Raw genomic sequence first — 21665 nt, 5'->3', positions numbered from 1 at the left:
CAGTCATATGTATTAGATGGCAGAAACCACCCTTTACATAGTAACTCTTGATTGTGTAATGTTTTCAAATAAGTTTGTGAATACGGCTTTTTCTTCTCGTCACGATAGGCAAGCATTTCATTTTGCCAAGTGATAATTTCCTTTGTGGAAATCTCACTGATTTTTAGCTTGCCGAAATATGGAAGTAACTTTGTGCGAATGATATGCTCTTTTGTCAGCCAAGTGTTTTCCTTTAGACGATTTTTTACGTCCTTGATATACAATTCTGTAAAGGCTTCAAAACTCATATCAAGATCAGAAGAAGTCTATAATTGAAACATTCGCTCCCATTCCTGCGCTTCTTTCTTTGTGGCAAATCCCCGCTTGCATTTCTGTTTACGCTCGCCTTTCCAGTTCACATATCTTGCCATTACATACCATGTGCCGTTATCCTCATTTTTGAATACTGGCATTACTCATTCTCCTTTCTTGTTCCGTAAAGCCTTTCATAAAAATACTGGCGGTTTACACGCCCCGCAATCGTAATAAAGCCCTGTGCCTTTAATTCTTCGTTCAACTTTCTAATAATCTTATAGGCATAAGGCTTTGATACGCTTAATTCCCGTGCCACATCATCTACACGGATAAATTTGTTTTCCATCGCATCAGTCCTTTCTAAAATTTGTAATATCGCCGTTTCCCCGAATATCGTTCCTGCCCCCATTTCAGCGGCGTTATCTCGCTCGCTCTTGAATAACTCAAAAGGTCTTGGCGGAATATCTTATTCGGACGGTCATTCAGCTTTCTAAACATATCAGCTTAGTAATTCCAATTATACTAAATATTATAAGTTAAGTCTAGAGGTTTACGAGAAAACATTAAATATTTTTGTTTCATTTTATCTTGACAATTCCTAAACATATATGCTATACTTTTTAAAAGTACATAAGCGAGGAGTGTAAACACTATGGCTATCGGCGAAAGAATACATTTTTTTAGGCTTTTGCGCGGCATGACGCAAAAATATCTTGGAACGGCTGTCGGTTTTCCCGAACGAAGTGCCGATGTCCGTCTGGCTCAATATGAAACAGGCTCACGTAAGCCTAAAGCAGAACTTACCGCTGCACTGGCACACGCACTTGATGTTTCTCCGCAGGCTCTTAATGTTCCTGATATTGACAGCTATATCGGTCTTATGCACACCTTATTTGCCCTTGAAGATATTTACGGGTTGACCGTCAGCGAAACAGACGGAGAGGTCTGCCTAAAGGTCAACAAGGACAAAGGCAAGCAGGCTTATGAGTTACTCAAAATGCTCTATGCTTGGAAAGAACAAGCAGATAAACACAACGCCGAGGAAATCAGCAAAGTGGAATATGACCGTTGGCGTTACTATTATCCAAAGTTTGATACCACACAGCATTGGGCAAAAGTCCCTTCAAAGGAATTGAGCGACGCCCTACTGGAACATTTCAAAGACCGCCTCAAAAAAGACCAATAAGACGAAAAAAATGCCCTTAGCCGTATTACCCACAGCTAAGGGCATTTTCATATGGATTGTTATATCAGAAAGCCAATTTCTTTTATTCTCTTACCCACAAACCACTGGATAGTGAGAATAATCGCTCTCATATAACTGTTATCAATTTGTTATCAAAAGACCTCTTGAAAGTCCGCAAATCCTCATAAATACGGTGTTTTTACGACTTTGCAAATTATTCAAACTCAAGTCAGGGTATCTTTTTCCTGCCGATACCAGCCATTTTTCCTTGATTTTATGGGCTTTTTCCCCTGTTTTCCTCTTATATTTTTTGTTTTCACAATTTCTTAGTACCATTTTAGTACCGCTTATTCCTCCATATCCCAACCATAATCAAGAAGGAACCTCCGGCCTAAAGACGTTCCGGCAATCTGCTGATAAAAGGCAGTATAGTAATCGCTTTGCAGTTTCTTCAACTCCACAACCAGGGCTTCATATTTGCTCCACCTCATATAAGGCGGCTTTGCTGGAGCCGGTACATCTGCTATGCAATCATAATCTTGATACCAGCCATAGCCCCCTAGCTTTTGCTCCACAATACGCTCCATTTTGAGCCGCATTTCTGCCATGCCGCTGACCTGCTGCGACCTATAATTTAATCCTGCACATTTCCGGCACATATAAAAGCCGTTCTTATTCCGGTACAGATAGCGCACACGCCTCTCACAGCAGGGGCAGAGAAAATAAAGCCTCTGAGAATGTCCGTCAATATTGAGTACTCTGGAAAGCCCTAAAGGATAATATACGCCATTTTCCAAGATTTCCGCCTCTTTGCTCTGCGGATAATAGCGTATAATAGTACAGCCTCCACGAATATCCACTTTATTCTTATAACAGGTATATTTATCATATCTCAAATTATTATATACTGCAAAGCTATCTACTCGATGTAAGCGCTGTTTCTCTACCTGTCTATGCGTCTTATTATGCCCTCCACTTCCCCAACCGCCCATATTACGCACTCCCAGTTCTTTCTGCTTCTCGGCCCTTTAACAGTAATTTGAAAATATATAACGCCCTGCGCCGGTATGCGTAAAAATCATCTTCCTGGGCCGGTATATATGCTTCCCTGTCAACCTGGCGATAACCTTTCCCTGTTGTCAATGAGATAAACAGAACATCTGATAGGCCCTGATTGCTTTCTTCCGCTGATACTTTTACTAAAGCCGCATTTTCCTCCTGCTTTGCCAACTCCATAAGCCTATCTTTTTCCGCTGCACTGATACCATAATGCAATAGCTTCATATCTCTGGTTCTCATACATACCTCCCACATAAAAACAGACCCCCTGCAATCATTACGAAAACAAGGGGCCTGCTGTCTTACGGTTACTACTCTGTCTTTTCAGTATGCGCCTGATAATAAATCGCCTTTTTCTTATTATCCAGAATAAAAGCGTCATAACAAATACGGCCCTCTACCAGTGAACCGCTAATTCCCGGCGGGTCTGCATGGATTTTATAATCCTCCAGCTTTGTGGGAGCCACACACGCACAGGGATGGCATAGCATGAAGCCAAAGCCCTCCGGGAGCCTAGCGGAAGGAATACGGACAACTGCCGCACCGTCAACATTGGAGATTACGCCCTTTAAGCGCATATCGTTCCCAACCTCGGTTTCCATTGTAATATCCTTACACCGCTTCATCATCAGATAGACGGCAGGAGATACCACAAGTACCCGGTCGCTCTCCGGGGCCTCTGCATCGTCCAGGACTTCTGTTGCCTTTAAAATCTCCGTATAGATGTTCGTTTCATCCAGTGTTACCGCTGTAGGCTTTGTTCCGGCACCTGTTGCCATGACATTATACACATAGGAATCCACTTCCGGGATAACAACCTCCCGCTGCTGCCTTGCCAGTGCAGAGGCCGCCTCAAGCTGCTGCGCCGTTTCGTCCTCGTCCAGCTTATCAATAGCAAAAGTAAAGGAACGGTCTTTCGTTAAAGTAAATTCCTCTGTTGTTGCGTCCAGGTCTTTAATCTTTCCATACCTGGAACCGGTAAAGCCCTCTGCCGGATTTCTGCTGTAGTCATTCATTGCACTAGTGCCAATCTTATACACCTTGACTGTATGTGCGCCTGTCCAGTCAAAATCCTGATTTGTTAAAAGGGACTTTTTGCTCTCTGTGGTAAACATTTCGTCCACATAGGGCTTAAATACTGTAGTCAAATTGATTGCCATAAATTATACTCCTTGTAATTTCATGGCCTCTCGAATACGGTCAGGGCCGCCCTGGGAATGTCTGCCCACCGGGGCCGTAAACCTGGCGGCGTTCTGTCTGGCTTTCATATCTTCCAGGGTGGAACCCCTCTCTTTCAAAAGGCTGTCTAATGCGTTCAGCGCATTGTCGAACGCTTCCTCACTGCTGCAATTAAGCGCCTCCATAATGCTTTCAGGATAGCCCCTGTCAATCAGCTTCTGACGGCTATTCAAACGGAACTCACGAGCCGCAAGTTCCTGCTCCCTTTTATTGACTTCCTCGGATGTTTTCGCCCGGTCTTTTGCCAATCTGTCCTGCACAATCCGGTTTACATCATCCTGGGTAAAAGTTCTCTGTCCCCCTGTTACTTCCGCCTGGGTAGCGGTTCCATTCTGCTCCATGCTCATGTTTTCTGTATTCATATAAATTTCTCCTATTTTTTACGCCATAGTAGGCTATTCTAAGCAAAAAGAAAAGGCGCAGGAAAACTTTTAGACACTTCTGTCTGTAAGTCATTCCCACGCCTTTATATGGCTTCCGTCCGGCTCTGCTGGCCGTCCGGGGTACTATGCAATATTCTTTTGCCTGGTTTCATTATATCAAATTTGAGGGGATAGCGCAATCATATATTTTATATCTATGAACTCCCCCATTACCCCAGCTTTGCCTAAATCAACGCCATATTTATGACTTTTTGCACACTGGTTCTATCTCCACATAGGCCCGTTTATATGGCCCATTCTTGCCCTTATCAGCCTTATAGGACTTCATCACAGGACGGAGCAGTTTAAGCACCGCCTGAAGCTCCTGCGGCTTCTCATAGCTGATTTTAACCTTTACAGACATATTATAGCCCATATTCCCCCTTTCTGCCAGCCCTTTGCTGTTATTTTCACGTTTCTATTTGTTTGGCCTTTATGCCGCCGGGGGCGGGTGTTGGCGCACCGTTCCCCGGCCCATAAAAGCTATTTACTGCGGATATACTGGATTATATTCAAAACTATGCTGACTATCGCCGCTACCCTCCAGGCGCTCCGCTGTTTCTTTATCTGGTTAATTACATCTGAAGCAAGCCGCATTGTTCCACCTCTTTCTGCTTTATACAATACTGCATAAGCCTAGCCATTAACGCCCTCGCAGGCTCTTTTATGCCAAGCCTATACATTTCCTCTTTCCAAATCGGCCACAAGTGCAGCAGTTCCGGTAAAGTCATTTCATCAAGCTCCTGATAAATTGCTCTCATGGTTTCGTCCTGGCTTATAGCCTTTCTAATATCGTTCATAATGCCCTCCTTCCCTGCTTACCTCTCTCCTAATCCTCTCGGTTTTTTCCTAAATTCCCCTTTTGCAAAACATATCGTATCTTCCATCCTGTGCTTCACTCCCAAATAATGGGAATATGTAACCTCTCGGCCATCATAGAAAGCCAATTTCATATTCACAAAATCATCTCTTCCAGAAGAGCTGTATTTGCGCATATACCAGTCAGCATGTTCACTTCCCCTTTTTTGAAGTTCCCATATTTCATACAGCATATCGTTCAGCTCATTCATCATCTGGCGATGCTTCCACCTGTCACGGGACAGCACAATCTTCTTGTGGCATGTCAAAACCTTTAACGGCAGGCCAGCATATATTGCAATTCGGGAAAATTCCTGCTGTGTCAAATCTTCTTCTCCACGGAATACCGCCTCCATTAGTTCTCTGGTAACATCGGCAAAATAATGTAATTGGAAATACCAGTCCAGCTCTAACAGATTAGGATATTTGCAATCTTTATAATTAGTCATTTTATTTCTTCCTTTCCGCCGGAAAGTATGCTACTATGTAAGTGGTTTTATTGTGTAGCTCCGGCTATACCCGCCCTGCCAGTGTTGGCGCACTGGTAAGGGCATTTTTCTTTACGGATGATACTGCATGACTTCCCCAGCTATGCAGAAGTAACGGTTCTTTCCCGTTGTGCCGATACAGTCGGTCAAATCAGCCAAAACTGACAACGATTCACTAATGCCAGGGAACTCGCCTTCTCCTGAAAGTACCTGCTCAATCTCTTTAATCTCCAGGTACTTCATAAACTCAATGGCTTCTCTGCGTTCTAATCCAAAATCATTCATCAGAATATGGATATAGCGCATTTCTTCCCGCACATACTCCTTGAAATTCTTTTCATCGGCTCTCTGTAATTCTTCTTTTTTCATTCTGTTTTCTCCTTTCAATGCCCGTCCCCAAAGTCAACGAAAAATTCGCAGGAAAACTTTTCTTATATATTTCCCCCCCCCCCCTTATCTAATATTTCTTTTTTCTTTATTATTGATTGTTGACTGTTGACAAATAGTAATAAAGCCTTGTATTTACTACATTTTTCTGTCAACAATACTGTCAACAGAAATGTCAACAATGTCAGGAAAATGGTAAATCCAGCTGTGAAAAGTCTTCCCCTATTGGAGTAAAATCCCTCGTTGACGCTTCACTGTTGACACATCTGTTCCAGGCTCTTTGCCTTCCATACCCTGGTATCCTAACCTGCTGATTGCTGGTAGGATGTTTCTTCCAACCTGATACAGACTTATTCATAATGGAATTTATCTCCCGCAATTCCTTTGGATTAGGCTCCCGATACGTATTCCCTAATGCCTCTTTATAAATCATCAGCGAACATACGGAATCATATTTACAATTGTCCAGCCAGTCTTGAATAATGCCGATTTTCGGGTCTTCCGGAGTAAACTGCTGCCGGATACTGCTCCATTCCCCTTGCAGTTCTTTGGGGAAGTCTAGCGAATACTGACCCGAGCGGTAAATCTCCATAGCCTCCGCCCATGCATTGAGTATGTAGGCCCTTGTTTCTTCCTCATCTTCCAGTGGATGAACCTCTGCCCGGTCGCTGTTACATAAAACCGGAATGAAACGCCTGTTTCCTGTCTTATCATCTGGAAGAAAGGAAAGATTATTGGTCGTACCAATGAATACACATTGCCGGGGAATATCATGGGGATATTTTTCATAAGGAACTTTGTAAGTGTCCTTTTGTCGGGTCAAGAATGACTTAATCGCCTCTACCGTCTTCGTGTTGGATGTTGCCAGCATTTCGGAAAACTCCATAATCCAATGTCCCTGCAGCTTTCTATAAATGTTTTCATCATCCAGATTTTTCACATCATCCGAGAACCATTCATCCTTTATTGCTAAGAAACGGGCTATCGTGGACTTACCGCCTCCCTGCTGGTCTTCCACAAGACATAGCATAAGGTCAAACTTTGTTCCCGGCTCATATACCCTTTTAATGGCCCCCAGCATTGTGATTTTTAGCGCCGTTTCCACATAAGGGCTTTTCTCTGCTCCTAAATATTTAGGCAAGATATTTTTGATATACTCGCCGCCGTCCCAGTGCAAGTTATTGAGAAACTCCCGAACCGGATGATAAGAACGCTGGTGGGCGATAATATCAATGGCCCTGGGAATATTCTTTTCGTGTGACAGGCCATAATTTTGCTCCAGGTAAAGCCGGATATTGTTCACATCATTGTCCGAAAGGCTGATAGAGGAACGTTTCCACCATGCTCCAGTCACTTCCACCTTGTCCGTCATTTCATTATATCGGAACATTTCTTTTGTGGATCGGTCATAGTGGAGGGCTGCAATCATATTACCAATAGTCTGTTTTACTTTTCCTTTGTTATCGATTGATAGCCCAGCGCCTCCGACATCTCCGCCCACCGTTCCCGGCTGCTCTGCTGCCACTGTGTTTGTTGCTGCTTCGCTCGTGTTCGCTCACCTTCTTTCTGTCTTTTCTCCCATTGTCGTTTACATTCTTCCGCATACCAGGCGGCAACTTTCTTCATTTCAGCGTCACGCTCCGCCTCATATTTACTTACCCAGGCTTCATAATAGCCCCTTGCTCGGCTGCACCCATTTGCCTCTAACGTTGCTATAGCCTGATCGGCGAACCCCGGCCATGATATTTCATAACCATATATCCGCTTAAAGAAGTTCCAGGTCAGCTTCATATCTGGCCGAATACTGGAAAGAAGTTCTTCTTTACTCGGCGATGTGTACGCCATAGAGCTTTTCCTCAAAATATACTTTGCTGACCTTGCCCGGAATGGTTATGTAACCTTTTTCCGCCAGTTCTCCGTTGAGCTGCTTAATAATGCCGTATGCCTTGCTCTCGCTGACCTCTAGGGCTGCCATAACGTCCTTGACATTTAGAATTTGCTTTGACATGCTTTCAGCTCCTTCCCGCCCGGTTCAGGTATGGCTTGTATGCCTCGAAAACAGAATCCGTTGCGCCTGACTTATAAATCTTCCGAATGTCCTCCACCTCATCAGTGAGGAAACGCAACTTCTCCAGCAGTTCCGGCCTATTATTGGCAAAATCACAATGCCGCTTTCCGGCGTATTCAATACGATACCGCATATTTACACCTCCTCCAAAATGTCTGATACATCAACTTTTAAAGAATCCGCCATGCGGCCAGCACACACCGTTGTCACTTCCCGGCAATTCAGAATAAAATTCATGCGTGACCTGCTGACGCCGTATCTCTTTGCAAGTTCTGTAACTGTCAGTTTTTCTCTTGCCATAGCCAAATCTATTTTCTCCTTGCTCAACCTCACCTTTTATCCTCCTTTCAAAAAATCACATTTGTGGTTGATATTGACATTCTACCACGTTTGTGATAATATGTCAATAACAAACGTGGTTGTATTTACACATCATTTCAAAATTGGTAAAATGGGTATATGGAGGGATTACCCATGACAATCGCAGAAAAATTGTATAAACTAAGAAATGATACTGGCTTATCTCAAAAGGAATTTGCTGATAAAATAGGTGCTTCCCAGTCAGCAGTAAATTATTGGGAAAACGGAAATCGACAACCTCGAATAGCGCAGATAAAAAAAATAGCAAAGGCTTTTGATATTGCGCTATATATATTATTGGATGATAGTTATGAATTGCCCAATATAACTTCTGAAGCGTATCAAAACAGCGCAAGATTTTCGGGTGACATAGAAATGGAAAAGCCACCTGCCCGTTTTACAATGCCAAGGCTAAATCACAGCGACCAAGAAGAACCGGAATTAAAGCTCCGAACCAATGACGGGATTTATAACTATGAACATTTTGACGAATTAGAATATAAAGGAATATTACTCAAATTAGAACGTGGCATAAAACTAAGTCCGCAAGAGATTAAATTTAAGGCCGATTATGAGGAAAGAGAATTAAAAAAAATCGGAGAGATATTTGCTAAATTTTACGCACTCCTGAATGAGAAAGGGCGAAAGAAAGCTGATGAACAAATAGCAAGAGTATTAGAGGCTATAGAAACTCTTACTAAAGTACCCGAATATCAGAAAAAGCCGGATGATTAACTCGTCAGCAAGACGAACCGCAGCCATGCGGACACGCTGCTAGAGAGGCTTAATCTCGTAGCCGAAAAATCAGCCGCCAGTTAGCTACTCAAAATTGAGTAACCAATAGCTTTCTTCCAGATATGGAAAAAACTATTTTCAATCCGCTCAAAAATGAGCCGGTTTGTTAGACTGTCCAGAACTGGGCCGTCAATCCTACAGCGAAATTTTCCGCTCCATGACAATATAATATACTTACCCAGGGGGCCGTTGGGGCGTTATGTCAGCCGCCGGACGCTATGCGAAAGGGGGCTGGTGCTTATGGTTACATACTCCGATTTATTCCAGTTTGTAATTATGCTTTGCGCTGTGATAACTCTTGTTATTTATTTTACACGCAAAAAGTAGCGCCCTCGTCCTGGTAAGATAAGGCGCTACTTTCAGTAAAACCTATTTTGCCGGCGGTCAGGTGTGCGCTGACCAACGGCCCTCTTGTTAAGTATATTATATGCCATTGGTGGGAAATTTTCAACCACAAATTACAAAACCGCCCCAGTGCGCCAACACCGAGGCGGCCATGATACCACACAAGGACTGTGCAATACCACCTACATCTGGATTATACCACAGTCCCTTGCAAAATGCACCCATTTTTCAAGAAAGGACTGATTTTTATGCCAGCATACTATGATGAAAAGACAAAATCCTGGTACTGTAAATTCTACTATACCGATTACACCGGAACCAAGAAGCAAAAAAAGAAACGGGGCTTCAAGCTGCAGAGAGAAGCGAAAGAGTGGGAACGGAATTTCCTGGAAACCCAGCAAGCCGATTTATCTATGACCTTTGAAAACTTTGTAAAGATATACAACGAGGATATGAAGCACCGCCTCCGGGAGCATACCTTCATCCAGAAACAGTATGTCATAGACAAGAAGCTGTTGCCCTTCTTCGGGAAGATACCGGTATCACAGATCACACCGGCCCATGTGCGAAAATGGCAAAACTGCCTTATGGCCTACCGGGATGAAAATGACAAGCCATATTCTGAAACTTACCTTAGAACCATAAACAACCAAGAGTTACTATGTAAAGGGTGGTTTTTGCCATCTAATACATATGACTGCGGCTCATTTGTGGTGAATTGAAAAGCAGTTATAGGAAAGGAGTTAAAATATCCCAATAACTGCCGAAACCAAAACACACAAAGGAGGTCGTCATGAAATCTATCTTTGAAGCAATGGGCGGCACATACCGTCAGGAGGGGGATTATCTTATCCCAAACATAAACCTTCCAGAGCAGGAGGAATATCAGCTCGGCAAATATGGCCGAATGCGGCGAAACTTCTTGAAAGAGCATCATCCTGTCCGTTACTCAGATCTCATAATGGAAGGGCAGCTTTGGAATCACCTGGCAGAAATCGACAAGCTCTGCAATGCTCGCATGGAAGTGATGATAGCTGCTATGAAAAAACAGGAAGGTGTCACAGAAGCCCTGAAAGCGGCAGACCAGATGGAATGGGTGCGCCGCATGAACAGCATCTATAACCGGGCGGAGGAAACCGTACTGTATGAACTGGTACATGAAGTATAAGATAAAATAGATGAAAGGGACGCTTCAGCAATTACTGTTGCCGAAAGCGTCCCCTTTTTATTTTTTCCAATGCTTCAACTGAGAAAGAAACAAATCAAACTGTATACGTCTTTCCTCGTCTTGTAAATTATCAGGATTGGGCATATGTTCAACAAGATAATTCAGTAATGCCTCTTTTGACTGATACGCAAACTGACCTTCCGAATAGCACCATTTGCAATAATCCTCGTTAAATTCTCCGTTGGACTCTTTGCTAATGATGGAATCGTCAAGCGGCATTCCACAACATTGACAGAATAATTTCCTCGGAGAACCTAAGAGAGTATTTATTGATACATCAAACACATTTGATAACAACTTTAAGGTTTCTGTATTTGGAACAGTTTCTCCATTTTCCCAGCGAGAAACAGCTTGTCTGGTAACAAATACTTTTTCTGCTAATTCATCCTGGGATAGTCCGTGTTTTGTTCTTAGTTCATAAATAACTGTTTTTGTTTCCACACTTATCGCCTCCTTGCAAATAGTGTATCATCCTATATGCCACTAATAAAGCAACTGGTTGTTGCTAACAGTTGCAAATTATCTGACAAATTATAGACCGTTCTTTGTATCCCGGTTCTTTGCCCGATTCTTATACACATTATGCTGGTTTTTGCACTGTGGGCTGCAAAATACATTATTGGCTCGGCTGGCGACAAAAGCTTTCTGGCAGTGTTCGCAGAGCCGCAGCGGTTTTTCCTCATCAGTCAGCATAAAGCTGAACATGAGCTGAATTGCCGTTAGAAGCGAATGAAAGTCCCAGACAATCGTGGGGGTGGCTGCGGGCTTGTCAAACAGAGCGATATGATAAGTCGGTGCAATTCCGCCAAAAGCAGCCATGCCCATACGATAGGTGTTTCTGGATGCCTCATCCAGCTGGTCGTAGTCGTGGTAAAACAAAAAGCTGCTGGTCAGCGTAAATGCCCAATCCTTGAATTGCTGCACGATCCATTCATAAGGTTCCGCATACTGACGCTGAAACTGCATATTCATCGCCATAGGCTGCTCGGCAAAGGTCATAGCAAGCGCCATCATCGCTCTGTCCTGATTGATGTTCCAGCTTGACTGAATACCTTCTTTTACCACATCTAATTTTTCAAAAGGATAGAATAAAGACAAATATGCTTCTGTCTGCATGGATTCTGCTTTTATAAATCTGTTTTTCGGGAGATAAACTGCCTCATAGTCCATAAAGGACGGTGTGGTAGGCAGTGCGGTCATCAGCCCCAGCAGCCCATACTGATGAACAAATTCCAGCACAGCCTGCTCAATGACCGCCTCACTTTTCCGGCCCATACAGAGCATCCCGACATTGAGAGCATCCACAACCAGTTTTTCGGAATCCTTTAGAGGATCGTAAACTTTCGGTTCTGCCGCAGGAGCGGCCATAATATATCGTCTGCCATTCTTTCCGGTCTTTATCTCATACTGATTGTACCGCACCCAATAGGAGCTGGCGTGTGCAAATAGATTCTGCATGGCTTCACCTCCATGTGTAATCTGATATATTATAATCCTATTACAAGTATAAAATCATTTTTCGGATTCTGTCAAGCCGCTCTTTTTACGGGGCGGCGTCTTATTTTCTCGCTTGACCTTCGCCGCACTCTTTCCGCTCTGCTCTAAGCTTGCAGCATACAGAGCAACAAATTCTTTCTCCCGCAAGGTCAAGCTGTTCTTCCGCAAAAGATGTTCATATAGCTGATGCTGTAATTTTCGTGTGTAAGTATCCCGCAGCTTGCGGATGTTTCGGTCAGACTGCCCCCGCATGGCTGCCACTTTAGCAGTGCTGTACAACCGCAGGGAGAGAAAGTACAGCACTTCCTTATGTTCGTCCTTCAGCCGTTCCACAATTTTGGAGAGAAATGGGTCAGCAGTCAGCTGGTGCATCTCATAAGGACAGTCAAAGATCAAGTCCAGAAAACTGCCTTTGCCCAAAAGCTGCTGTTCCGGCGTATTCAGCCACTCAGGGAAAACCAATCCATAGTTTGCCTTCTTATACTCCAGCGGTACATCTCCACGAAGATTTTCATGATACCGCTCTCTGCGTTCACGGTTGCGATCCAATCGGTCCATTTCCCCAATAACCACAGAAAAATCTGTTTCTGTTCTTGCGGCTAAGCTGATGCGCTCCACAGCTGTTTCATCCATCTGCTGCCAGAGTGTATTCAGGCTGATGGGAGATTCGGCTGAATCGGCATCTTCTGGAATATCATCCTCTGCTTCTAAAGGATGCTCGTCCTGCTCCAGCTCACTTTCCAAAGCAGCGTTCCGTTCTTCTGCCAGAGCTTCTTCCAGTTCTTCATCGCAGACAGGAGCGTCCTCGTCCTGGTTCCAGTCGGCAAAGTCAAGGATAGGTTCTGCCCAGGAGGCTTCTTCTGAATTTTCTTCGCTTTCTTCTTCCAACCACAGATCATTCTGTTCTTCGTCCATGACTTCGCCTCCCTTCTGACTCCTATTTTATCTCAAAAACTTGTGCTGTCTATAATTTATTTTTAATTTTTGAAAAACAGTTCCGATTTACATCGCTGTTTTCTCCTATTAGTGAGGAGGTAATCTGAAAATCATTATTCTGATTACATTTTATGAAAGAAAGGAGAAAACAATGATGTCAAACCAAAACAGGGAGCTGACTTCAAAAGAGAAACGCTCCATCAAAAAGCTGGTCACAAGGTTTTGCGCCAACTATGACAGCGAGTACGGGTGCTTGCCGCTGGACTGCGATTGTCCCATGTTCGGCATCTGCTACACAAACAGTGCTATGTGCCGCTACTTTCGGGAATCAGTTTTGCCCAATGACCCGGAGCTGCAAGCATCACTGGAAAGCCAGCCTGTCCGCACCTGTCAGTATTGCGGTCAGAAATTTCCGGCTGACGGGAAGCGGGTGTACTGCTCCCAGCAGTGTGCGGAGTCTGCCCGCCGTCAGCAGAATGCAGCGAGAGTACGGAAATTCAGAAACAAGCAAAAGTAACCATTTGCCCCTCCGAAACCCTGATGGCACAAGGGTTTTCGGAGGGCATTTTGCGGTTGGAAGGGAGTTCTATCAAAACCATGAAAACAGCGAAGAAAAGCGTTACACAGCAGGAATACAGAGCTGAAACCTTGCCGGAGGATATTGCCTATGGGAAATGAAAAGGAAAAGCAGGGCTTTTATATGATAAACCGCCGTATCGGTTCCACTATCTATCGGGTGAGAGTATACGGCAGTGAAACAGCAACAGAAACGATGGAAGATAAAATTTTAAGACTGATTCAAAACGAGGCTGTAAATCCTTGTGGTTCTTGTGGTATAATGGAATCACCACAAATGAGCCGTCAGTCTGAAAGGAGCGCATCATGAGCGTAAAACAGACTGAAGGAAAAATCACAGCTCTTTATGAGCGTTTGTCCCGTGATGATGAACAGGTTGGGGACAGTAACTCGATTGTGAATCAGAAAAAATATCTGGAAAGCTATGCTCAGCAGCAAGGTTTCCAGAATTGCGTCCACTATACAGACGATGGCTATTCCGGCGGCAATTTTGACCGGCCTGCATGGAAACGGCTGATGAACGATATTGAGGAAGGTCGAGTCAGCACCGTACTTGCGAAGGATATGTCGCGCATTGGCCGTGATTATCTGCAAACCGGCTTTTATACGGAGGTGTTCTTCCGTCAGCATGGTATCCGGTTTATTGCAATTGCGAATAATGTGGACAGCAGCGACCAGAACAGCAACGAATTTGCTCCGTTTCTCAATATCATGAACGAATGGTATCTTCGGGATCTGAGCCGAAAACAGCGCACAGCGATTCGGATTAAAGGTGAATCTGGCAAGCCGACCACAAACATCGCCATTTATGGCTACAAAAAAGATCCCAAGGATAAATTCCACTGGCTGATCGACGAGGAAGCCGCAGAGGTTGTACGCAGGATATTCCGCATGAATGCAGAAGGAATCGGTCCTTATGAAATTGCACGGATTTTGTATGAGGACAAGGTGGAAACTCCTGCTGTCTATTTGGGGAAGAAAGGGATCGGCTTTTGGAAAAGCAAAGAAGATTTTCCCAACCCCTATAATTGGAGCGGTTATATGGTGGGTCAGATTCTGTCTAAGCCGGAGTATATCGGGCATACTGTAAATTTCCGTTCTCATAAAGAATCCTATAAAGATAAAGGCAGTGTCCGTAATCCGCAGGAGGAATGGCTGATTTTTGAAAACACCCATGAAGCGATTATTGACAAAGAGACATGGGAACTGGTACAGAAGCTGCGGAAAACACCCAGACGCAAGGATACCCTTGGAGAAGCAAATCCACTGACAGGACTTGTGTTCTGCGCTGATTGTGGGGCGAAAATGTATAACCACCGATTCCAAGGTGATTTGGAAAACGGAAATTACCCCTATGATGCTTACGAATGCTCAGCGTATAAACTGGCTTTCAGAAACAGAGTGGATGTATGCTGCAGTCACTATATTTCAACCAAAGCCATTCGGACTTTGCTCCTGGAAACAATACAGGCAGCCAGCACCTATGCCATCACCAACCAGAAAGAATTTCTGGAAAAGGTGAGAGCAGCATCTGCACTCCGCCAGAAAGAAGCTGTAAAAGATACGAAACGGAAGCTCAATAAGAACCGGAAACGGGCAGATGAGCTGGATGTCATCATCAAAAAGCTCTACGAGTCTTTTGCGGTTGGGCGAATTTCAGATCAACGCTTTGATAGTCTGCTGGCGGAGTATGAAGCAGAACAAAAAAATTTGCGCTCGGAGATTGCAGAGTTTGAAAAACAAGTAGCGGCCTTTGAAGAAAGTACCGCAAATGCCGAACAATTCCTTGCACTGGCGAAAAAGTACACGGACTTTTCCGAATTGACGACGCCGATGATCAACGAGTTTGTAGACAAAATCCTTGTTCATGCCCCGGAAAAGGTGGATGGGGATCGAGTGCAGGAAGTGGAGATCTATCTAAACTTTATTGGATACTTTGCGGCACCTGTGCCGGAACTGACACCGGAGGAAGAAAAGCGGCAGGAATACCTGCGTAAGCATCGTATGCAAAGCAGAGAACGGTACAAAGCACTGAAGGATGGCACCCGGAAAGTAGGTGAACCGTTTCAGATTGTGTGTAAGTGCTGCGGGAAGACCTTTGAATCAAAAATGTCCAATGCGATGTTCTGCGATCAAAATTGTCGCTCTAAATATTACCGGCAGGAAGCGGCGAAAAAAAGAAAACGAGAATGCACTTGTGGAAACTGCGGAACTGTCTTTATTACAGACAGAAACGGCGTGAAGTACTGCTGTGAGGATTGCATGAAAGAAGCAGCCTATAAAAGACAGAAGGAGCGCAGAGCGGCGAAGAAAAACGAACAGAAAAGTATAGAAGCATCCGCCATTAAAGAGTCGGATCAAAAAGGGAAAACAGCATAAGGATCAGCACCGAGGCGGCTTGTGAGAATAAAATCTCATAAGCCGCCTTTTTTGCATTTTCAGCCGGATATGGCAGAAAGGGAAAATCTATGACGGAACACGAAAAGAAGTTATTACAGGATAAGCACCGTTTAGAGGAAGCTCAGGCACGGGATCGAGTGAAAGAACGTAAAGCCCGAACACGTAGGCTCATCCAGGAAGGGGCGATTTTAGAGAAAGCTTTGCCGCAGGTGCAGAGGATGACTTTGGAGCAGCTGGAGGATTTTCTATGGGAAGTATTCAAATCAGTTCGATGAGCTGGGAGCGTTCCGGGAAACCGGGGCGCTTCTCTTTTTTCCCGAAGGGCGCACTTACTCACCACCCCGAAGGGGCGGTGGTATTTCCTGCGGAAATCGTGCGCTCTCCGAGGGGGATTGCGGCGTCTGCGGACGCCGCTGGACAAGGCTGCATTTCTGTCAAACTGCCAGCCTTGTCCATGCAGTCGGTAAGGGGGGTCCATTTTGTAAGCCCCCTATTTATGGGGTGGTATATTGCCACCCCATCTCGCCGCCTGCCTGTGTCAACCTGCCACCGGCAGCTTGACACAGGTACAGGGGTGTAACGAATCGTTCCACCCCTGCTGGAGGTACGTCGCATTTCACGACGTACCTGTTGGAATCAGGTGCGGAAGAAGGGCTACTGCATTTCACAGTAACCCTTCGGAAAGGATGGTAGACAATGGCAATTTATCATTTAGAGGCCAAAATGGTCAGCCGTGGAGCCGGACGCTCTGCCGTGGCTGCTGCGGCCTATCTGAGCTGTTCTCGGTTGCTCAATGAGTACGACGGAGTGCAGCATGACTACACCCGCAAACAGGGACTTGTGTGGCAGCAGGTTTTTCTGCCGGTTGCCGCTCCCACAGAATGGCAGAATCGAGAAATATTGTGGAATGCTGTGGAGGAAAACGAAAAAACAAAGGACAGCCGCCTGGCCCGTGAATTTGTGGTTGCGCTGCCGATTGAGCTGAGTAAAGCACAGTGGGAAAGGTTGCTGTCCGATTTTGTTTCTGATACCTTTGTATCTGATGGGATGTGTGCGGATGTGGCGATTCATGATCCATACCCTCCCGGTCACAATCCCCACGCTCACATCCTGCTGACGGTGCGCCCGCTGGATGAAAAGGGAAAATGGCAGTACAAGACCGAGAAAGAATATCTCTGTGTCAAGAACGGCAAGGAACAGGGCTTCACTGCCGCTGAGTTTAAACAGGCACAGGCCGATGGATGGGAAAAGCAGTACCAGTACAAGGTGGGCAAAAAGAAGGTGTATATGGTCCCTTCATCAGCACAGGCGCAGGGCTATGAAAGGGTGTCCAAGTACCCCAAAAGCACCAAATACGGCAGACAAAATCCAATTTCTGAGCGTTGGAACAGCGAAGAGCAACTCGTCTTTTGGCGTAAGGCATGGGCAGATGTAACCAATCTTCATTTGGAACGTGCCGGACAGGAAGAACGTATCGATCAACGCAGCCATGTAGAACGGGGGCTTGATGAACAGCCTACGATTCACGAAGGGGTAACTGCAAGAGCACTGGAGAAAAAGGGGATTGTCTCTGATCGATGTGAGCTGAACCGTCAGATCAAGGCGGACAATGCCCTGCTGCGGGAATTGAAAGCGGCAGTGAAAAAATTGATGCAGGTAGTGAAGGTTGCTGTTCCTGCCCTTGCGGAAGCGATGGAATTCTTACGGGCGAATATGATTGTTTTCCGCTATCAAATCCGCTATGCTGGTTTAGGAAAGCACAAATTATCTGAAAGGCTGAATGTATTGAAGCCTACTTTGGAGCGTTATACCTTATTGGTTCAACAGATAAAAAATAAGGCTAAGGAACGGAAAACACTACTTGCAGAAAAGAAGGCAACGCCATTTTATCAGTTTGTTGTTCACAATGATTTGGAAAAGAAAATTGCTAAACTGACAGAAGATTTGGAAGAATTGAAGTCCGAAAAAGTGATGGTTCTCAGTTCGTTGGGTTGCGATGAAGATACGGGAATCGCCGAGGTCAGAAAGAGTGTTGCTGCTATGGAAAGGAATTTAGAACGATTGACACAGCAGGAAGAAAAATATGTTGCTGAATTGGATACCGCCCTGATACAGTTTACAGAACTAAAAGAACAGGAAAAAGAAGTGGATTATATAGCACTTTTCGAACAACGGGCTGTTTTACGACCAGATACGATTCAAGCTGTTACTTCCAAGCTCAAGATGGCATATGGAGAAAAATTTGCTCCGATTATCTTGGCTGATAGTAAGCGGGATGTTGCTGAATTATTAGGTGAAGAGACAGAAGTGCGGTCTATCCATGAAGATTTACAGAAAAAGCATGAGCAGGAAGTGGAGTGTAAAAATACCCCCAAGAAAAACGGACAGGAACGGTAATGCGTGGTACACAGTAAAGACAGCGGCAGGGATATGCTCCCTGCCGCTAAGCTATCGCTATGATTTTTACTTATTATGTAGTTGAAATGGGATATACCCTGTTTGCTTTAACTCATGATATTTCAAAAAATAAATTTTGAAATACTATTCTTCTGAGAAACGCTAAGATTTTCGATTTTTGCATTAAATTTAATTTCATTTTGATCTATGCTGTCAACACAAGGCTTTAGCCATTCAATCTCCTCAAAAGAAAAGCCATATCGTAACATCCATATTTCAGTGGGGTCCTCTGTTCCGTATTTAATGAACTTTGCCAATCTCTCCGCACGAGCATCTTGATATGCGATAAAATACTGATGGAAGATTGCGTAAAACAAATCACTCAGCTTAAATCCAATTAGTTTATCAAGAAAATCGTATGTATCGTAAACAATGCGGTCGTAGTCTACATCTTTTCCTTTAGTCTCAGCTGGGAATAGTGGAAAGGCTCGCAATTCTTTGTTTGGAATATCACTATACCCTGCGATATACCGAACTGTCAGATTATCTGCCTCTTTCTGATGGCCTGTTTTCGATAAAAGACGTCGCTCTGCAACTTTTGAAACATAGGCATATCTTTCTTGACATATTTTGCTGAATGTTTTTCCGTGCACCTTCCAGATCATAATTTTTATTGCTGAATCGAAAACATACTTCTCTGCGGCAGTTAATTCTCGTCCTAAATATTGTTTATATAGACACTGGAAATCTTCATAGACTTCTTTTGCGACTGCGTTAGGTAACACAAAATCTGTGCCATTAAACATCATATCAAGCAGAGTGGGAACAACTGTCGTAACACTATCTGATTTCAGTTTTTCCAAATCTTTGTTTGTCAAATTGTATTCATCAGAGAATTCGCCAGTATTAATTGCTTCTTTATATTCCTCATACTTTTCGTCTATTTTATCATCTGTCATGTCTAAGCGTGATTTTGAAGAAAGAGTATTCTTTTTGCGATATACATTACGGAATCTGCTCATTGCATTGGGGCGCAATACTACACTGCCGTAATCGAATACCGGTTTACTTGTTGAACGGCCTGCTCTACCAATCAGATTTTTTACAGATAGAGTCTTACTTTCTTCAAATCTATCAAGATAAACCACATCAAAAGGCATATTGATTCCTTGCTCTAATGTGGAAGTGGCAAAACAGATCCTACAGAAACCTTGCTGTGTAAAATGTTCTAACAGAAGTCGAGCTGTTAAAGGCATAGAACCATGATGAATAACAATTCCACAGTTTAATTTCTCCAGCATATCTGAATTATAAAAAAACTTATCAGTTGTTGAGGCGCCAATATACTCTTTAAGATCCGCTATCATCTTTAAGGCATCTTGATTATCGATTGGGTGGCACATAGAAATATATTTCTGAAATTGTCTATATATTTGCTTACTGTAAATATGTGTTTTGGGAACATAGATGAGTACGCTGCCCCCTTTTTTTAGAGCAGCTTCAATGGGGTCAAACGCCGCTTCTAACTTGTGTGTTCCCAAAATTTTAGGATCGCTGCCGAAGTGATAGAACTTTTGAGCAGTTATGTCGTGTGTATAAAAAATTTGACCAACATTTTTCAGTTCGTAATTGCTATACGCTGAAGTTGTATCGATTATCTCAATACCGTTTTTTTGCATTTGAGCTTCTGGATTCTCGACAAATGGATGTGCAAAAACAAATTTTGCATCGGAGAAATGTTTTAGTGCTCGTCTTACAATACTGTCAAAATACAACCCTCGAACAGAATGCTCATCGCTAAGCTGTGCTTCATCAAATAGAATGAGATCAATTTTCAGCCAATCTTTATTCTTAAACAATTCCCTTGCTCGTTCAGGGGTTAAGATAAAAATATTTTTATGAATATGTTTGGTGTTGATTCTATCGACAAATGTCAAAACATTTACTGATTTGCTATCCACAATATTACTCAAACGATCAAAATACTCATTGATCAGTGCCCTTGAAGGAACGATGACCACCACATCATTTGAACAGGATAAAATGAGATTTCTAAACACGAAGGATTTTCCTGTGCTTGTTGGGGCTGAAAAGCTAAAATACTGCAACCCCTTTATCTTTTTTAGAATATCTGCTTGCATTGGGGTATAATCATTGCCCAACTCATCTTTAAGATGCTGATGATACATCTCAAAAACAGCGCCTGCAAGACTCTCTACGTTTGGATGTTTAAAAAACAGACCCATTGTTTCTATAATATCTTGCTCGAATTTTTTGAAATACTCTGGCTGAAATAATTTAAAATAAGAAATGATTTCTAATACTACAGCATTATTGGGGCCATTTTTATAAATCTCATCTTTGACATAGTTGATAATTTGATCTAAATCTTCCCCTCTGCGAATTCTGGCAATAACATTACCCTTAGCTAATACAGTGTTCATAAATCAACCGCCACCAATATTATCTCTTCATATTGAAGTAGATCTTGAAAATCTTTACGTTTAACAATGTTTTTTATAATTTTATCTGTCCCAGTACTTTTTGCTGAGAACGCAGCAGAAAACCCTTTTATTCCTTTAGCAGCTCTCTGCAGTGCTGACGGTGTACAGAATGGCTTTAATTCCGGAAGGTCTTCGACATCCTTTCCATCTCCAATGAATTCAACAATTTGCGGGAGTGCTGATGAGTATGCTGTTGTTTTAGAAACATACTTTGCCTCCCCGAAAATAACTGTATCTGTTACCTTGTTTTGTGAATGAAAATCAAATCCAGGGTTTCCAGAACGTTGCTTTCCTACAAGTTCATCAAGAGGGATATCCAGATAATCCAATTGGGTAATCAGGGTTTCTCGGGCTAACTCTGAAACGACATACTCTCCAGCATCTTTTGTTATACTGTCATCAATGCACTGCTCAAACTTGTTTTTTATGTCAGCTATCGTTTTCTGAGCACGAGAATTAAATGCTATCTTTTCATAGTCTTGATCGAATTTACTAAGCCAAGATAAGTCCATAAGAGCACGCAAAATGTTCTCTAATGTTGCAGATAAATCTTCAGGATCTATTCTGAAAAATTGAACTTTAGCTGGTGAATACTGAGTTAGTACTTTGTGGTCAGTTATCTTCAA

26 protein-coding genes and 2 pseudogenes are annotated in these 21665 nt (G+C 43.5%); 9 read left to right on the top strand and 19 right to left on the bottom strand.

Annotated features, from left to right (window positions below; genetic code table 11):
- Positions 1 to 47 precede the first annotated feature (47 nt).
- Positions 48 to 452 (bottom strand): annotated as a pseudogene (locus KE531_12785) (Arm DNA-binding domain-containing protein).
- On the bottom strand, positions 452 to 640 hold the full coding sequence (locus KE531_12780) for a LysR family transcriptional regulator (protein MBR9954474.1): 189 nt from the start codon (positions 638 to 640) through the stop codon (positions 452 to 454). The pseudogene KE531_12785 and the gene KE531_12780 overlap by 1 nt, the downstream one beginning before the upstream one ends.
- Before the next feature lie 306 nt (positions 641 to 946).
- Here KE531_12780 and KE531_12775 point away from each other — a divergent pair, with 306 nt between their 5' ends.
- Positions 947 to 1480 (top strand): helix-turn-helix transcriptional regulator, encoded by a 534-nt coding sequence (locus tag KE531_12775; protein MBR9954473.1) that lies wholly within the window; start codon positions 947 to 949, stop codon positions 1478 to 1480.
- A gap of 347 nt (positions 1481 to 1827) precedes the next feature.
- On the opposite strand, the gene KE531_12770 is transcribed toward KE531_12775, so the two are convergent.
- The 12 genes from KE531_12770 to KE531_12715 form a co-directional block, all read right to left on the bottom strand.
- Positions 1828 to 2472, bottom strand: a complete 645-nt coding sequence (locus KE531_12770) for a hypothetical protein (GenBank protein ID MBR9954472.1) — start codon at positions 2470 to 2472, stop codon at positions 1828 to 1830.
- Between the two features lies 1 nt (position 2473).
- Positions 2474 to 2779 carry a hypothetical protein gene (locus KE531_12765; protein ID MBR9954471.1) on the bottom strand — a complete coding sequence of 102 codons (306 nt, stop codon included), beginning with the start codon at positions 2777 to 2779 and terminating at the stop codon, positions 2474 to 2476.
- A 71-nt stretch (positions 2780 to 2850) separates the two neighbouring features.
- Positions 2851 to 3699, bottom strand: a complete 849-nt coding sequence (locus KE531_12760; protein ID MBR9954470.1) for a hypothetical protein — start codon at positions 3697 to 3699, stop codon at positions 2851 to 2853.
- Between the two features lie 3 nt (positions 3700 to 3702).
- Complete coding sequence (locus KE531_12755; GenBank protein MBR9954469.1) at positions 3703 to 4140, bottom strand: hypothetical protein; 438 nt, start codon at positions 4138 to 4140, stop codon at positions 3703 to 3705.
- A 635-nt stretch (positions 4141 to 4775) separates the two neighbouring features.
- Complete coding sequence (locus KE531_12750) at positions 4776 to 5000, bottom strand: hypothetical protein (GenBank protein MBR9954468.1); 225 nt, start codon at positions 4998 to 5000, stop codon at positions 4776 to 4778.
- Between the two features lie 18 nt (positions 5001 to 5018).
- Positions 5019 to 5507: a hypothetical protein gene (locus tag KE531_12745; protein MBR9954467.1), complete on the bottom strand. Its 489-nt coding sequence runs from the start codon at positions 5505 to 5507 to the stop codon at positions 5019 to 5021.
- Between the two features lie 111 nt (positions 5508 to 5618).
- Complete coding sequence (locus KE531_12740) at positions 5619 to 5915, bottom strand: hypothetical protein (GenBank protein ID MBR9954466.1); 297 nt, start codon at positions 5913 to 5915, stop codon at positions 5619 to 5621.
- A 202-nt stretch (positions 5916 to 6117) separates the two neighbouring features.
- Positions 6118 to 7458: a virulence-associated protein E gene (locus KE531_12735; protein MBR9954465.1), complete on the bottom strand. Its 1341-nt coding sequence runs from the start codon at positions 7456 to 7458 to the stop codon at positions 6118 to 6120.
- Positions 7380 to 7778: a hypothetical protein gene (locus tag KE531_12730; protein ID MBR9954464.1), complete on the bottom strand. Its 399-nt coding sequence runs from the start codon at positions 7776 to 7778 to the stop codon at positions 7380 to 7382. The genes KE531_12735 and KE531_12730 overlap by 79 nt, the downstream gene beginning before the upstream one ends.
- The gene (locus tag KE531_12725; GenBank protein ID MBR9954463.1) at positions 7756 to 7941 is read right to left on the bottom strand and encodes a hypothetical protein; all 186 of its coding nucleotides are present in this window, start codon (positions 7939 to 7941) and stop codon (positions 7756 to 7758) included. Before KE531_12725 ends, KE531_12730 begins: the two co-directional genes overlap by 23 nt.
- A 4-nt stretch (positions 7942 to 7945) precedes the next feature.
- Positions 7946 to 8134, bottom strand: a complete 189-nt coding sequence (locus tag KE531_12720) for a hypothetical protein (protein MBR9954462.1) — start codon at positions 8132 to 8134, stop codon at positions 7946 to 7948.
- Positions 8135 to 8136: 2 nt separating this feature from the next.
- On the bottom strand, positions 8137 to 8334 hold the full coding sequence (locus tag KE531_12715) for a helix-turn-helix domain-containing protein (GenBank protein ID MBR9954461.1): 198 nt from the start codon (positions 8332 to 8334) through the stop codon (positions 8137 to 8139).
- A gap of 141 nt (positions 8335 to 8475) precedes the next feature.
- On the opposite strand from KE531_12715, the gene KE531_12710 reads away from it, so the two are divergent.
- The 3 genes and pseudogenes from KE531_12710 to KE531_12700 all read left to right on the top strand — a co-directional run bounded on the left by KE531_12710 (position 8476) and on the right by KE531_12700 (position 10669).
- A complete protein-coding gene (locus tag KE531_12710; protein ID MBR9954460.1) occupies positions 8476 to 9096 on the top strand; it encodes a helix-turn-helix transcriptional regulator in 621 nt (206 codons plus the stop codon).
- Positions 9097 to 9749: 653 nt separating this feature from the next.
- Positions 9750 to 10154, top strand: a pseudogene (locus KE531_12705) (Arm DNA-binding domain-containing protein).
- A gap of 140 nt (positions 10155 to 10294) precedes the next feature.
- The gene (locus KE531_12700) at positions 10295 to 10669 is read left to right on the top strand and encodes a TnpV protein (protein MBR9954459.1); all 375 of its coding nucleotides are present in this window, start codon (positions 10295 to 10297) and stop codon (positions 10667 to 10669) included.
- A gap of 57 nt (positions 10670 to 10726) precedes the next feature.
- On the opposite strand, the gene KE531_12695 is transcribed toward KE531_12700, so the two are convergent.
- From KE531_12695 to KE531_12685, 3 genes are all read right to left on the bottom strand, one after another.
- Positions 10727 to 11170, bottom strand: coding sequence for a helix-turn-helix domain-containing protein (locus KE531_12695; GenBank protein ID MBR9954458.1), 444 nt, complete (start codon positions 11168 to 11170; stop codon positions 10727 to 10729).
- Positions 11171 to 11260: 90 nt separating this feature from the next.
- On the bottom strand, positions 11261 to 12187 hold the full coding sequence (locus tag KE531_12690) for a hypothetical protein (protein MBR9954457.1): 927 nt from the start codon (positions 12185 to 12187) through the stop codon (positions 11261 to 11263).
- 54 nt (positions 12188 to 12241) lie between these two features.
- A complete protein-coding gene (locus tag KE531_12685; protein ID MBR9954456.1) occupies positions 12242 to 13063 on the bottom strand; it encodes a sigma-70 family RNA polymerase sigma factor in 822 nt (273 codons plus the stop codon).
- Between the two features lie 253 nt (positions 13064 to 13316).
- On the opposite strand from KE531_12685, the gene KE531_12680 reads away from it, so the two are divergent.
- From KE531_12680 to KE531_12660, 5 genes are all read left to right on the top strand, one after another.
- On the top strand, positions 13317 to 13679 hold the full coding sequence (locus KE531_12680) for a cysteine-rich VLP domain-containing protein (protein ID MBR9954455.1): 363 nt from the start codon (positions 13317 to 13319) through the stop codon (positions 13677 to 13679).
- A gap of 150 nt (positions 13680 to 13829) precedes the next feature.
- Positions 13830 to 14048: a transposon-encoded TnpW family protein gene (locus tag KE531_12675; protein MBR9954454.1), complete on the top strand. Its 219-nt coding sequence runs from the start codon at positions 13830 to 13832 to the stop codon at positions 14046 to 14048.
- Complete coding sequence (locus KE531_12670; GenBank protein MBR9954453.1) at positions 14045 to 16117, top strand: DUF4368 domain-containing protein; 2073 nt, start codon at positions 14045 to 14047, stop codon at positions 16115 to 16117. Before KE531_12675 ends, KE531_12670 begins: the two co-directional genes overlap by 4 nt.
- Positions 16118 to 16206: 89 nt before the next feature.
- Entirely contained in the window at positions 16207 to 16413 is a 207-nt protein-coding gene (locus KE531_12665; protein ID MBR9954452.1) for a DUF3847 domain-containing protein, read from the top strand.
- Between the two features lie 421 nt (positions 16414 to 16834).
- Positions 16835 to 18535 carry a MobA/MobL family protein gene (locus tag KE531_12660; protein MBR9954451.1) on the top strand — a complete coding sequence of 567 codons (1701 nt, stop codon included), beginning with the start codon at positions 16835 to 16837 and terminating at the stop codon, positions 18533 to 18535.
- A 122-nt stretch (positions 18536 to 18657) separates the two neighbouring features.
- Here KE531_12660 and KE531_12655 read toward each other — a convergent pair whose 3' ends face one another.
- Together KE531_12655 and KE531_12650 are read right to left on the bottom strand one after the other, a co-directional pair.
- The gene (locus KE531_12655; protein ID MBR9954450.1) at positions 18658 to 20979 is read right to left on the bottom strand and encodes a DEAD/DEAH box helicase; all 2322 of its coding nucleotides are present in this window, start codon (positions 20977 to 20979) and stop codon (positions 18658 to 18660) included.
- Positions 20976 to 21665, bottom strand: coding sequence for a hypothetical protein (locus KE531_12650; GenBank protein ID MBR9954449.1), 690 nt, complete (start codon positions 21663 to 21665; stop codon positions 20976 to 20978). Before KE531_12650 ends, KE531_12655 begins: the two co-directional genes overlap by 4 nt.

The sequence above is a fragment of the Eubacteriaceae bacterium Marseille-Q4139 genome, assembly GCA_018223415.1.
Taxonomy (GTDB): domain Bacteria; phylum Bacillota; class Clostridia; order Lachnospirales; family Lachnospiraceae; genus CABSIM01.
This window is presented reverse-complemented; position numbering and strand designations above follow the sequence as displayed.